We start from the raw sequence: 12,403 nt of genomic DNA on the forward strand, positions 1-12,403 counted from the left end.
ATGGGAAAAGGAGATAAAAAAACTAAAAGAGGAAAAATTAAAAATAAAACTTATGGAAATCTTCGGCCAAATCCAAAAAATATAAGAAAAAAGAAAAAAAAGAATTAAAATTTCTTATTTATCATCTTTTTTATTTATACCTGTGAAAAAAAAAGATAGAAAATATATTAGTTGAGCTAAACTTCCTAAAGCAGAAATAACATAAGTCATTGCTGCCCAATTTAAAGATTCTTTTGCTTTATTATATTCTTGATAATTTACTATATTTTTCTTTTTTATCCATTTTAAAGCTCTATTACTTGCATCAAATTCTATTGGTAAAGTTAGAAAATAAAAAAAAACAATTAAAAAAAATAATGCTATTCCTAATTGCAGGATTAAAGAATCTTTTCCACCGGAATTATAAAAAATAGTTAATCCAGCCATTATAGTTATATTAGTAAATTTTGAACTAAAATTTAAAATAAATATTAAACGATTTCGTATTTTTAATAAATTATAACCTACTTTATGTTGTAAAGCATGACCACATTCATGAGCAGCAACTGCAATAGAAGCAGCATTTCTTCCATTATAAACTATTTGACTTAAATTTATTGTTTTATTCATAGGATTATAATGATCTGTTAAATTTCCTTCTTCTTCAATTAAAAGAACATCTACATCAGTAATTCCATTATCTTCTAACATTTTTTCTGCTATTTCTTTTCCACTCATATAAGAATGTAAATGAAATTTAGAAAATTCTTGAAATTTTCTTTTTAAAATTAAATTAACAATAAAACTTACTAAAAAAGTAATACCTATAATTAAATAGTAACTCATAAAAATCTATTTTTAAACAAAATTATTAATTTATCAATTAAAATGAAAATATATATAAATTAGCTATTTATGTGTCAAATTTTTGACTATGAATATTCCAACAATAAATAATCTAAAAAGGGTAGTTATTATTGGTGCTGGATTTGCTGGATTGCAAGTAGCAAAAAAATTAAGAAGAGATAAATATCAGGTTGTTCTCATCGATAAAAATAATTACCATACTTTTCAACCATTATTATATCAAGTTGCTACAGCTGGATTAGAACCAGATTCTATAGCACATTCTATTAGAAATATTATTAAAAAAACAAAAAATTTTTTTTTCAGATTGGCTTATGTACATTATATTAATACAAAAAAACAAAAAATATATACTAATATAGGTGATTTATATTATGATTATTTAATTATATCTACAGGATCTGTTACTAATTATTTTGGTAATAAAAATATTGAATATTTTTCATTACCAATGAAATCTATTACAGAAGCTTTAAATCTTCGAAGTCTTATTTTACAAAACTTTGAATCAGCTTTATTAACAAATAATATAAAAGAAAAAAAAAGTATTATGACTTTTGTTATTGTAGGAGGAGGACCAACTGGAGTAGAACTTGCTGGAGCTTTAGCAGAAATGAAAAAATATATTCTTCCATATGATTATCCTAATTTAGATGATAAATATATGAATATTCATTTATTACAAGCTACTTCAAGATTATTAGATGGTATGTCTGAAAAATCCGCAAAACAAGCTTATAAAAATTTAAAAGAATTAGGAGTTATTATATGGTTAAACTGTTTAGTACAAGACTATGATGGAAAAATAGTTTTTATGGAAAAAAATCAAAAAATAGAATCTTCTAATGTTATATGGGCTGCAGGTGTCAAAGGATCTATTATAAAAGGATTTTTAAAAGAAGACATAATGGGAAATAGAATTTTAGTAGATAATTATCTTAAAACTATAAAATATAAAAATATTTTTGCTATTGGTGATGTTGCTTATATAAAATCTTATCAAAACGGTCATCCTATGATGGCTCAACCTGCCATTCAACAAGGTAATTATTTAGCTCAAAATTTTAATCATTTTTTTAATAATAAAAAAAATATTAAACCTTTTATATATAAAAATATAGGTTCTATGGCTACTATTGGTAGAAATAAAGCAGTATGTGATTTTCCTTATTTTAAATTAAAAGGTTTTTTAGCATGGATTGTGTGGATGTTTATTCATTTAGTTAGTTTAGTTGGTTTTAGAAATAAAGTAATAGCTTTAACTAATTGGATTATTCAATATTTTCATTATCATAATAGTGTACGTTTAATTATAAGACCATTTTATAGAAAAAAAAATCATTTAAAAAAAAATTGAGAAAGAATATTTTTTACTTTATTTTCTGTTTCGATATATTCTTTATCTATATTGCTATTTAAAGTAATTCCACTTCCAGCATATAAAGTAATTTCTTTTTTTTCTTTTTGAATATTTGCACATCTTAAATGAATATATAATTCCATATTATTATTATTTATAATACCAATATATCCTGTATAAAAACCTCTTTTATATCCTTCATATTTTTGAATAAAATTTAAAGATTCTTTTTTAGGAAATCCACAAATAGAAGGAGTAGGATGTAAACGATTTATTATTTCATAATAATCAGGATCTTCTAAAAATGAAAAAAAAATTGAAGTTTTTAAATGTTTTAAATCTCCCATTTTTATAATTTTAGTTTTTTTTAAAAAAATAGATCCTTTGTAATATTTTAATAAATGAACAATATATTTTATTACAATTTTATGTTCTTCTATTTCCTTTTTTGTCCATTTATTTTTATTCCAAATAGTTCCTGCTAAAGCAACAGTTTCCAATTTTTTTTGATAAGATTTTATTAATAATTCTGGAGAACATCCTATCCAAAATCCATGATTAACATCATACCATAAACTTATAAAAGCATTTGGATAAGAAAAAATTAATTTTTGGAAAGTTTTTTTTAAATAAAAATTATGAAAATGAATTTTTATAGATCTAGAAACAACAACTTTTTTAAGTTGTCCTTTTTGTATTTTTTCTATAGCTTTTTTAATTAAATTTTTATATTCTATAGAATATGTTAAAAAAGAATAATTACTTTCATAATTTTTTTTTATAAAAAATTTTAATATATCTACATAATAAATTTTTTTAGGAACTATTTTTATATTTTTATAATCACAATCAAAATTTTTTATTAAAAAAAAATTATTTTTTTTAGAATTAGAATGAGAATAAAAATAAATTTTATTATTGTGAGGTTTTTTAAAAATAACAAATTTGTTTTTATCCCAATAATTTTTTATAATTTTTTTATATAAAGAAAAAATACTTATTTTTTTTGACATTTTTATTTTTTTTGAATTATAATATTAGTCATTTTACAAAAACTAATAATAGTATTTTTTTCATTATAAATATTGGTTTGAATAATATGTAAAATTTTTCCTTTATGAATAATTTTAGATTTAGCAAATAAAATTCCTTTTTTAATAGATCGAATATGATTTGCAGAAATCTCAATATTAAAAACTTCTTTATTTTTATTTTCTTTTAAATTTAAAAAAGACAAAGAACTACCAACACTTTCAGCTAAAACTATCGTTGCTCCTCCATGTAAATAACCAAAAGGTTGAAGAATTTTATGACTTATTTTCATTTTTGCTATTAAAAAATCTAATTTTAGAGATAATTCAATAAATTGAATACATAATGTATTCATTAATGTATTTTTTTTTAAATGATTTAATTTATTTAATAATTCGTTAATTTTTTTTTTCATTCTCCAATTAAATATAATCTTTTGGTATAATTTTTTATAAAATATGAAGGTATGAAAGATAAAAAAAATAAAATAATAGATGATAATTTTATTCCTTTAATAGGAAAAAAAAATAAAATTATTGGATTTGAAAAAAAAGAAAAAATTCATTTAGAAGGGTTATTCCATAGTGCTGTTTCTGTCTTTATTTTTAATTTTAAAAATGATTTAATGTTACAAAAAAGATCTTCAATAAAATATCATTCTTCCTTACTATGGACTAATACATGTTGTAGTCATCCTAGAAAAAATGAATCAATTTTAAAAGCAGCACACCGTTGTTTAATAGAAGAAATGGGATTTGATTGTTTTTTAACACATAAGTTTTGTTTTACTTATTATGAATTATTAAATAATGGATTAATAGAAAATGAATTAGATCATGTTTTTGTAGGATATTATGAAAAATCTCCAATTATAAACCATAAAGAAGTTGAAAATTGGAAATGGATTCCATTGAATAAATTAATAAAAAATATTCATCTTTATCCAGAATCATATACAATATGGTTTAAAATTATACTTAAAAATTATATTAATCAATTAAATTAAATTATGAAAATAACTATAAGTAGAAAAGGACATTTTAGTGCTGCTCATAAACTTTATAATAATTATTGGAATCATGAAAAAAATATAAAAATTTTTGGAAAATGTGCATATTATCATGGTCATAATTATAAATATATAGTTAGTATAACAGGAAAAATTAATGTAGAAACAGGATTTGTACTAAATTTACAAAATTTAAAAAAAATTCTTTTTGAAGAAATAGAAACAATTTTTGATCACAAAAATATTAATTTAGATTTAAAAGAATTTTCTTCTATAAATCCAACTGCGGAAAATATTGTTATTTTTATGTGGAATAAAATAAATAAAAGAATATCTTCTGATTTAGATTTAAAAATAACTTTATACGAAACAGAAAATAATTTTGTTGAATATGATGGAAAATAATTTAAAAAAAACAATTTTATATAAAAATCATATATGTTTAGGAGCTAAAATGGTAAATTTTTATGGATTTTGTATGCCACTTCAATATACTTCTTCTTTAAAAGAACATATGTCAGTAAGAAATAAAGCTGGTATTTTTGATATTAGTCATATGGGAAAATTTATTTTAAATGGAAAAGATTCTATAAATTTAATTCAATATTTAACGACTAATGATTTATCAAAAATAAAAATAGGTCAAGCTCAATATAATTGCTTGATTAATAATAATGGAGGAATTATAGATGATATAGTAATTTATAAAATTAATGAAGAAAAATTATTACTTATAGTTAACGCAGCTAATATTGAAAAAGATACAAAATGGATAAATACTTATATTAAAAAATATAATTATAATATAGAATTTATAGATTTTTCTCAAGAATATTCTTTATTGGCAATTCAAGGACCATTATCACTATTTTATATTCAAAAATTAACTAATATTTTATTAGATAAAATTCCTTTTTATCATTTTAAAATAGGAGAATTTGCAGGAGTTAAAGAAATATTAATTTCCTGTACTGGATATACAGGATCTAAAGGAGTAGAACTTTATATCCCTAATGAATATACAGAAAAAATATGGAATCAGATTCTAGAATTAGAAATTAAAAAAAATAAAATAATTCCTTGTGGAATATCAAGTAGAAACTCATTAAGATTAGAAATGGGGTATCGTTTATATGGACAAGATCTTTCTGAGGAAATAACTCCTATTGAAGCGGGATTATCTTGGATTACAAAATTTCAAAAAAAATTTATTGCAAAAAAAATATTACAAATACAAAAAAAAAATGGAAAATATAAAAAATTTATATCTTTTATTGTAAAAAAACAAGGAAAAATTCCAAGACAAGGATATTCATTAATAGATACAAATGATAATTTTGTTGGAAATGTTACTTCTGGTACTTTTTCCCCTATTCTAAAAAAAGGAATAGGATTAGGATATTTATGGGAAAAAAAAACTCATTTCATAAATGAAAATTTATTTCTTTTAATAAAAGAAAAAAAAATTTCTATAAAAATAGTAAAATTACCTTTTATAAAAATATAAAAAATAATAATTTTATTAAAAAAAAAGAAACATATTTAAACCATTTTAAAAAAAATTTGTTATTAGCTATTCCTATTTTTTTTACTCAATTAGGAGTAATATGTATAGGATTATCTGATAACATTATGGTTGGATTTTTAGGAAAAAAATCTTTAGCTTCCATATCATTAGCTAATGCTGCTTTTTTTATTATAATTATTTTTGGATTAGGAATATCAACATCTATTTCATCTTTAATAGCATCTATAGATGCTAAAAAAGAATATAAAGAAGGTATTATTATTTTTTATCATGGATTAATTATTAATTTTTTTTTATCCATATTAATGTATATAGAAATACACATTTTTTGTTATATTATTCCTTATTTAGGACAACCTAAAGAAATATTAAATGAAACTATATCTTTTTTAGAAATAATAGGAATATCTTTTATTCCATGGATGATGTTTGAAGTTTTTCGAAAATTTTCCGAAGGATTATCTTTAGTATTTCCTAGTCTTTTAGTTACTTGGTCTTCAGCTTTAATTAATATAATATTAAATTATATATTTCTTAATGGAATTTTAGGATTCCCTCAATTAGGTTCTATAGGTATAGCTTATTCAACTTTAATATCTCGTATAATTATGTTAATAGGAATTTTAATTATATTGTATAAATATAAAAAAGTACATAATTATTATGATCATTTTAAATGTTTTTTTATAAAAAAGAAATATTTAAAAAAAATACTTAAAATAGGTATTCCATCTGGATTACATATGTTATTTGAAATGAGTGCTTTTGCTATTTCTTCTTTTATATCAGGTATATATGGAATTAAAGTATTAGCGGCTCATCAAATAGTTATCAATTTAGTTTCTTCTACTTTTTTACTCAATACAGGTCTTTCTGTAGCTGCTACAATAAGAATAGGAAATCAATTTGCCTTAAAAAATTATTATGAATTAAGAAAAATAGGAAAATCTATTTTTTTAATGGGAATTATTTTTATGTTAATATGTAGTTTTTTATTTTTTTTCTTTCGAAATTATATTCCTTTTTTTTATATAAAAAATGATAATGATTATGAAGTTGTTTTAATTGCAGAAAAAATGATTTTTATTGCCAGTTTTTTTCAATTACCTGATGGATTACAAGGAATTATTCTTGGAGCTTTAAGAGGATTACAAGATGTTCATATTCCTATGTGGATTAGTTTTTTTTCTTATTGGATTATTGCTTTACCTTTATCTTGGTTATTATCTATTAAAATAGGTATTCAAGGAATTTGGATTGGATTAGGATTAGGTATTACTATATCAGCATTATTACTTTTTATAAGATATGAAATTATAACTAAAAAACTTATAAAAAAAATATAATAAATCACTAATATTCAATTATAAATTAAATAATAATACTCAATATTAGTTTATAATAATTACCTATATTTGTTAATATAATATAATAAATGAAAAATTAAAAATGCTACTTTTTAACCATTCTTTTCTTTTATGAAAAAAACATTTAAAGAATACAATTTTTTTAATAATAATATTATTAAAGCATTAGAAGATATTGGTTTTCAATGCCCTACTCCTATACAAGAAAAAATTATTCCATTTTTACTTTCTTCAGAAAAAGATGTTATAGCATTAGCTCAAACAGGAACTGGAAAAACAGCTGCCTTTGGATTACCAATTATACAAAAAATAAATTATAATTTAAATACTCCTCAAGCTTTTATTTTATGTCCTACACGAGAACTTTGTATACAAATTACTCGTGATTTTTGTAAATATTCTAAATTTTTATCCTCTATAAAAATTATTTCTTTATATGGAGGTGTCAACATAAATACTCAAATTAAATCATTACAAAAAAATAAAAATCACATTATAATAGGAACTCCTGGTAGAATTATTGATTTAATAAAAAGAAAAAAATTATATCTTGAAAAGATTAAATATTTAATTCTTGATGAAGCAGATGAAATGTTAAATATGGGATTTAAAGAAGAATTAGATTATATAATAAATACATTACCAAAAAAAAGACAAAGCCTTCTTTTTTCAGCAACAATGTCTAAATATATGAATTCCATTGCACATAATTATTTAATTGATCCTGTAGAAATTATTATAGGTCAAAAAAATATTGGATCTGATGATGTTAAACATATTTATTATATAGTAAATCATTTTAATAAAAAATATTTAGTCTTAAGAAGAATTGTAGATAGTAATCCTGGAATTTATGGTATTATATTTTGTAGTACAAAAAAAGAAACTAAAGAAATAGCTGAATTTCTCATAAAAGATGGATATAATGCTGATGCTTTACATGGAGATTTATCACAAACACAACGTGAGTTTGTAATGAATAAGTTTAGAAATAAAAATTTACAATTTTTAGTTGCAACAGATGTTGCCGCTCGTGGATTAGATGTTCGTAACATTACACATGTTATTAATTATAATCTTCCAAAAGAAAGTGATATTTATGTACATAGAAGTGGTAGAACTGGTCGAGCTGGAAATTCAGGAATTTCTGTTTGTATTATACAAAATAAAGAAATTAAAAATTTAAAAGAATTTGAAAAAAAAATTCAAAAAAAATTTAAAAAATTTATAATTCCTAATGGACAAGAAATATGTGAAAAACAATTTTTTTATTTTATAGAAAAAATAAAAAAAGTAGTTATAGATGAAAAATTAATGAATAAATTTCTTCCTAAAATACAACAAAATTTAGAATTCTTTGATAAAGAAGAATTAATAAAACGTTTTTCTTGGATTGAATTTAATCGTTTTATCAATTATTATAAAAATTCTAAAGATATAAATTCTATTTATTTTACTAAAAATAATAAAAATAACAATTTTATAAAAAATAAGTTTAATACTAGAAAAAAAATTTTTTCAAAAGAAAAAAAATTTAAAAAAGATTCTTTTTTAAAACTTTTTTTAAATAAAGGATCAAAAGATAATATGACAAAATTAGGATTAATTAATCTAATTAATCAAGCAGTTAATAATTCACGTATTCATATTGGACATATAGAAATTTTATCAAATTCTTCATTATTTGAAATAGAAAAACGCTTTAGAAATAAAGTATTAATAGGAATGAGTAGAATTAATCATTTAGGAAAACCAATTTCTATAGAAATAAAAAATTAAAATTTGATATGGCAGGGAATATTTTTGGTAATTTATTTAGAGTTAGTACTTTTGGAGAAAGTCATGGAATGGCTTTAGGAGGTATTATTGATGGATGTCCCGCAGGATTAAAATTAAATATAGAAGAAATTCAATATGAATTAAATCGTAGAAAACCGGGACAATCATCAATAGTTACTCAAAGAAATGAACCTGATAAGGTGGATTTTTTATCTGGTATTTTTAATAATCAAACAACAGGAACACCTATTGGATTTATTATTTATAATAAAGATCATAAATCAGGTGATTATAAACATATTAAAGATATTTATCGTCCATCTCATTCAGACTTTACATATGAACAAAAATATGGTATAAGAGATTATAGAGGAGGAGGGCGTTCTTCTGCTAGGGAAACAATATGTAGAGTAGTAGCTGGTGCTGTAGCTAAACAATTAATAAAAGATATAAAAATTATATCTTATGTTTCTTCTGTAGGAAACATTTCAGTAAATAAATCATATAAAGAATTAGATTTATCTAGAGAATCTATAGAAAAATATTCTATAAGATGTCCTGATCCATATTTAGCAGAAAAAATGATATCTCAAATTAAAAAAATAAAAAATGAAGGAGATACAATAGGAGGAATTATTACTTGTGTTATAAAAAATATACCAAAAGGTATAGGAGAACCAGTTTTTGATAAACTTCATGCTGAATTAGGAAAAGCTATGCTTTCAATTAATGCAGTTAAAGGATTTGAATATGGAAGTGGATTTGATGGTACTAAATTAACTGGATCTAAACATAATGATCCATTTTATAAAAATGGAAAAACTAAAACAAATTTATCTGGAGGAATACAAGGAGGAATATCAAATGGAATGGATATTTATTTTAGAATAGCTTTTAAACCTGTAGCAACAATTATGCAAAAACAAAAAACTATAGACAAACATGGAAATTTTGTCCTTATGGAAGGAAAAGGTAGACATGATCCTTGTGTTTTACCACGTGCTATACCAATAGTTGAATCAATGACTGCTTTAGTTTTAGCTGATTATTGGATGTATTCTAAATTATCTAAAATATTTTAATATTTATTAAATATTTATTTATTAATAAAAAATTGAATCAAAAATTTATTATTTTTATTTTAGGACCAACATCTGTTGGAAAAACAGATATTTCCTTATTTTTAGCAAAAAAATTAAAAACTGAAATTTTATCTTGTGATTCTAGACAATTTTATAAAGAATTAAAAATAGGGACTTCAATGCCTACAATAGAAGAACTTTCTAAAGTTCCTCATCATTTTATAGGGCATTTAAGTATTCATAATATTTATAACGCTAAATTATTTGAAATAGATTGTTTAAAAAAAATTAATAAATTATTTAATAAATATTCTATTCTTTTGATAGTAGGAGGATCTGGGTTATATGAAAAAGCTATAACAGAAGGATTATCTAATTTTCCTAAAATTAATAAAAATATTAGAAATCATTTAATTTTTAATTTTAAAAAAAATGGAATTTCTTTTTTACAAAAAGAATTTAAAAAATTAAAAAATAAAAATAAATTTATAGATATTTATAATCCTATACGTTTAATACGATATTTAGAAATTATAAAATCTACCGGAAAAGATCCTTCATTCTTTTTTCAAAAAAAATTAAAAAAAAGAGATTTTTTAATTTTGAAAATAGGATTAATTCTTCCTAGATATGAAATCTATATAAAAATAAATAATAGAGTAGAAAATATGATAAAAAAAGGTCTTTTATATGAAGCAGAATTATATTATCCTTATAAAAATTTAAATAGTTTACAAACTATAGGTTATAAAGAATTTTTTGAATTTTTTGATCAAAAAAAAAATTGTATCAATGATACTATAGAAAAAATAAAAATAAATACGAGAAAATACGCTAAAAGACAATTAACTTGGTATAAAAAAGATACTGATATTACATGGTTTCATCCAAATGAAAAAGAAAAAATTTTATCTTTTATTTTAAAAAAAATAGTGGGCAATACTGGATTTGAACCAGTGACCTCCTGCTTGTAAAACAGATGCTCTAAACCAAACTGAGCTAATTACCCATAATTTATTTTTTTACTTTTTTTTAATTCATTTATTATACTCAAATGTAAGAAAAAAAATTTTTATAATATAGTAAAATTTCAGAAACAATAAACGTACTTCCAGTTATTAAAATTAAATCATTTTTTTTTGCTTTTTTTTTAGAAGCTAAAAAAGCATTTCTTACAGAATGATAGAAATTTATTTTTTGATTATTTTGAAACATTTTATAAACTAATATTTTTAAATCATTAATGGGAAATTTTCTATCTATTTTAGGTTGACAAAAATAATAAAAAGATTCAATAGGAAAATATTTTAATAATTTTTCTACTTTTTTTTCTTTTACAAATCCTAAAATTAAATGTAAGTTATCATAAGATTCTTTTTTTAATTGATTATTAATCATGTATATTCCTTCTTCATTATGAGCAATATCACAAATAATTTTTGGATTTTTTTTTTGTAAAATTTGCCAACGACCTTTAAAATTTGTATTATTTATTACATTTTTTAATCCATTTTTTATAGATTTATCAGAAATAATTATATTTTTTCTATAATGTAAAATATTAACAATTGTTAATACAATACTTCTATTTAAATTTTGATAATTTGCTTTAAAAGGAATTTTATATTTTATATATTCTTTTTTTTTTAAAGAAAAATAAATTGGAGCATTTTTTTTTAAAGCATCTTTAAGAAAAAAAAATTGTATATTTTTTGATATTTTTCTTCCTATGATTACTGATACATTTTTTTTAATAATTCCTGATTTTTCAAAGGCTATTTTTAATTTATTATTTCCAAGAGTTTCTGTATGATCTATACTAACATTTGTTATAACAGATATTTCTGGAATAATAATATTAGTAGAATCTAACCTACCTCCCATTCCAACTTCAATAATTGCTATATTAACTTTTTTTTCTTTAAAATATTGAAAAGCTAAAGCTGTATTCATTTCAAAAAATGAAATTTTTTCTTTTTCTATAAATTGTTGATTATCTTTAATAAAATTAATAATAAAATCTTTTTCTATTAAAATTCCATTATAAGTTATTCTTTCTCTAAAATCTATTAAATGAGGAGAAGTAAATAATCCAACTTTATATTTTTCTTCTTGTAAAATAGAAGATAACATATGAACTGTAGATCCTTTTCCATTTGTTCCACCTATATGTATACTTTTAAAATAATTTTGAGGATTTCCTAAATGAAAACAAAAATTTTTTATTCTTTTTAAACCTGGTTTATATGATTTTAATCCTGATGTTTGATACATTAAAAGACGATTAAAAATCCATTGAATAGTTTCTAAATAATTCAAATTATAAATTGTTAAAAATAACATAACAAAAATATATTTTTTTCAAAAAATTAGTTATATTCGTATTAAAGTTGATTTCTA

General features: G+C 20.8%; 13 protein-coding genes and 1 tRNA gene. 9 read left to right on the forward strand and 5 right to left on the reverse strand.

The genetic code is table 11. The features are described 5' to 3' along the window. Window positions 1-108: a 30S ribosomal protein THX gene (locus H0H41_RS02180; protein WP_185872077.1), complete on the forward strand. Its 108-nt coding sequence runs from the start codon at window positions 1-3 to the stop codon at window positions 106-108. A 6-nt stretch (window positions 109-114) separates the two neighbouring features. On the opposite strand, the gene H0H41_RS02185 is transcribed toward H0H41_RS02180, so the two are convergent. Then, window positions 115-825 (reverse strand): zinc metallopeptidase, encoded by a 711-nt coding sequence (locus H0H41_RS02185; RefSeq protein ID WP_185872078.1) that lies wholly within the window; start codon window positions 823-825, stop codon window positions 115-117. Between the two features lie 88 nt (window positions 826-913). On the opposite strand from H0H41_RS02185, the gene H0H41_RS02190 reads away from it, so the two are divergent. Next, a complete protein-coding gene (locus H0H41_RS02190) occupies window positions 914-2,203 on the forward strand; it encodes an NAD(P)/FAD-dependent oxidoreductase (protein ID WP_185872079.1) in 1,290 nt (429 codons plus the stop codon). Here the strand turns inward: H0H41_RS02190 and H0H41_RS02195 are convergent. Together H0H41_RS02195 and H0H41_RS02200 are read right to left on the reverse strand one after the other, a co-directional pair. Continuing rightward, entirely contained in the window at window positions 2,185-3,219 is a 1,035-nt protein-coding gene (locus tag H0H41_RS02195; protein ID WP_185872080.1) for a chorismate-binding protein, read from the reverse strand. The two genes, H0H41_RS02190 and H0H41_RS02195, sit on opposite strands and share 19 nt — an antisense overlap. A gap of 2 nt (window positions 3,220-3,221) precedes the next feature. Next, a complete protein-coding gene (locus H0H41_RS02200; RefSeq protein ID WP_185872081.1) occupies window positions 3,222-3,653 on the reverse strand; it encodes a hotdog fold thioesterase in 432 nt (143 codons plus the stop codon). A 51-nt stretch (window positions 3,654-3,704) separates the two neighbouring features. Here H0H41_RS02200 and H0H41_RS02205 point away from each other — a divergent pair, with 51 nt between their 5' ends. From H0H41_RS02205 to miaA, 7 genes are all read left to right on the forward strand, one after another. Continuing rightward, complete coding sequence (locus tag H0H41_RS02205; RefSeq protein ID WP_185872082.1) at window positions 3,705-4,244, forward strand: isopentenyl-diphosphate Delta-isomerase; 540 nt, start codon at window positions 3,705-3,707, stop codon at window positions 4,242-4,244. A 3-nt stretch (window positions 4,245-4,247) separates the two neighbouring features. Continuing rightward, a complete protein-coding gene (locus H0H41_RS02210; protein ID WP_185872083.1) occupies window positions 4,248-4,652 on the forward strand; it encodes a 6-pyruvoyl trahydropterin synthase family protein in 405 nt (134 codons plus the stop codon). Continuing rightward, the gene (gene gcvT / locus H0H41_RS02215) at window positions 4,639-5,754 is read left to right on the forward strand and encodes a glycine cleavage system aminomethyltransferase GcvT (RefSeq protein WP_185872084.1); all 1,116 of its coding nucleotides are present in this window, start codon (window positions 4,639-4,641) and stop codon (window positions 5,752-5,754) included. Before H0H41_RS02210 ends, gcvT begins: the two co-directional genes overlap by 14 nt. A 56-nt stretch (window positions 5,755-5,810) precedes the next feature. Then, the gene (locus H0H41_RS02220; RefSeq protein WP_185872085.1) at window positions 5,811-7,121 is read left to right on the forward strand and encodes an MATE family efflux transporter; all 1,311 of its coding nucleotides are present in this window, start codon (window positions 5,811-5,813) and stop codon (window positions 7,119-7,121) included. A gap of 132 nt (window positions 7,122-7,253) precedes the next feature. Continuing rightward, the gene (locus H0H41_RS02225; RefSeq protein ID WP_185872086.1) at window positions 7,254-8,921 is read left to right on the forward strand and encodes a DEAD/DEAH box helicase; all 1,668 of its coding nucleotides are present in this window, start codon (window positions 7,254-7,256) and stop codon (window positions 8,919-8,921) included. A gap of 8 nt (window positions 8,922-8,929) precedes the next feature. Then, window positions 8,930-10,003, forward strand: a complete 1,074-nt coding sequence (gene aroC, locus H0H41_RS02230) for a chorismate synthase (RefSeq protein WP_185872087.1) — start codon at window positions 8,930-8,932, stop codon at window positions 10,001-10,003. Between the two features lie 32 nt (window positions 10,004-10,035). Then, window positions 10,036-10,977, forward strand: coding sequence for a tRNA (adenosine(37)-N6)-dimethylallyltransferase MiaA (gene miaA, locus H0H41_RS02235; RefSeq protein ID WP_185872522.1), 942 nt, complete (start codon window positions 10,036-10,038; stop codon window positions 10,975-10,977). On the opposite strand, the gene H0H41_RS02240 is transcribed toward miaA, so the two are convergent. Further along, a tRNA-Val gene (locus H0H41_RS02240) sits at window positions 10,937-11,012 on the reverse strand. The two genes, miaA and H0H41_RS02240, sit on opposite strands and share 41 nt — an antisense overlap. Window positions 11,013-11,053: 41 nt before the next feature. After that, on the reverse strand, window positions 11,054-12,346 hold the full coding sequence (locus H0H41_RS02245; protein WP_223843723.1) for a bifunctional folylpolyglutamate synthase/dihydrofolate synthase: 1,293 nt from the start codon (window positions 12,344-12,346) through the stop codon (window positions 11,054-11,056). Between the last annotated feature and the right edge of the window lie 57 nt (window positions 12,347-12,403).

The sequence above is a fragment of the Blattabacterium cuenoti genome, from assembly GCF_014252255.1.
Lineage (GTDB): Bacteria > Bacteroidota > Bacteroidia > Flavobacteriales > Blattabacteriaceae > Blattabacterium > Blattabacterium cuenoti_J.

Coding starts and splice junctions, on each gene's coding strand:
- H0H41_RS02190 (WP_185872079.1), top strand. CDS start 914: ATGAATATTCCAACAATAAATAATCTAAAAAGGGTAGTTATTATTGGT.
- H0H41_RS02185 (WP_185872078.1), bottom strand. CDS start 825: ATGAGTTACTATTTAATTATAGGTATTACTTTTTTAGTAAGTTTTATT.
- H0H41_RS02195 (WP_185872080.1), bottom strand. CDS start 3,219: ATGTCAAAAAAAATAAGTATTTTTTCTTTATATAAAAAAATTATAAAA.
- H0H41_RS02210 (WP_185872083.1), top strand. CDS start 4,248: ATGAAAATAACTATAAGTAGAAAAGGACATTTTAGTGCTGCTCATAAA.
- aroC (WP_185872087.1), top strand. CDS start 8,930: ATGGCAGGGAATATTTTTGGTAATTTATTTAGAGTTAGTACTTTTGGA.
- H0H41_RS02205 (WP_185872082.1), top strand. CDS start 3,705: ATGAAAGATAAAAAAAATAAAATAATAGATGATAATTTTATTCCTTTA.
- H0H41_RS02180 (WP_185872077.1), top strand. CDS start 1: ATGGGAAAAGGAGATAAAAAAACTAAAAGAGGAAAAATTAAAAATAAA.
- gcvT (WP_185872084.1), top strand. CDS start 4,639: ATGATGGAAAATAATTTAAAAAAAACAATTTTATATAAAAATCATATA.
- H0H41_RS02225 (WP_185872086.1), top strand. CDS start 7,254: ATGAAAAAAACATTTAAAGAATACAATTTTTTTAATAATAATATTATT.
- H0H41_RS02200 (WP_185872081.1), bottom strand. CDS start 3,653: ATGAAAAAAAAAATTAACGAATTATTAAATAAATTAAATCATTTAAAA.
- H0H41_RS02245 (WP_223843723.1), bottom strand. CDS start 12,346: ATGTTATTTTTAACAATTTATAATTTGAATTATTTAGAAACTATTCAA.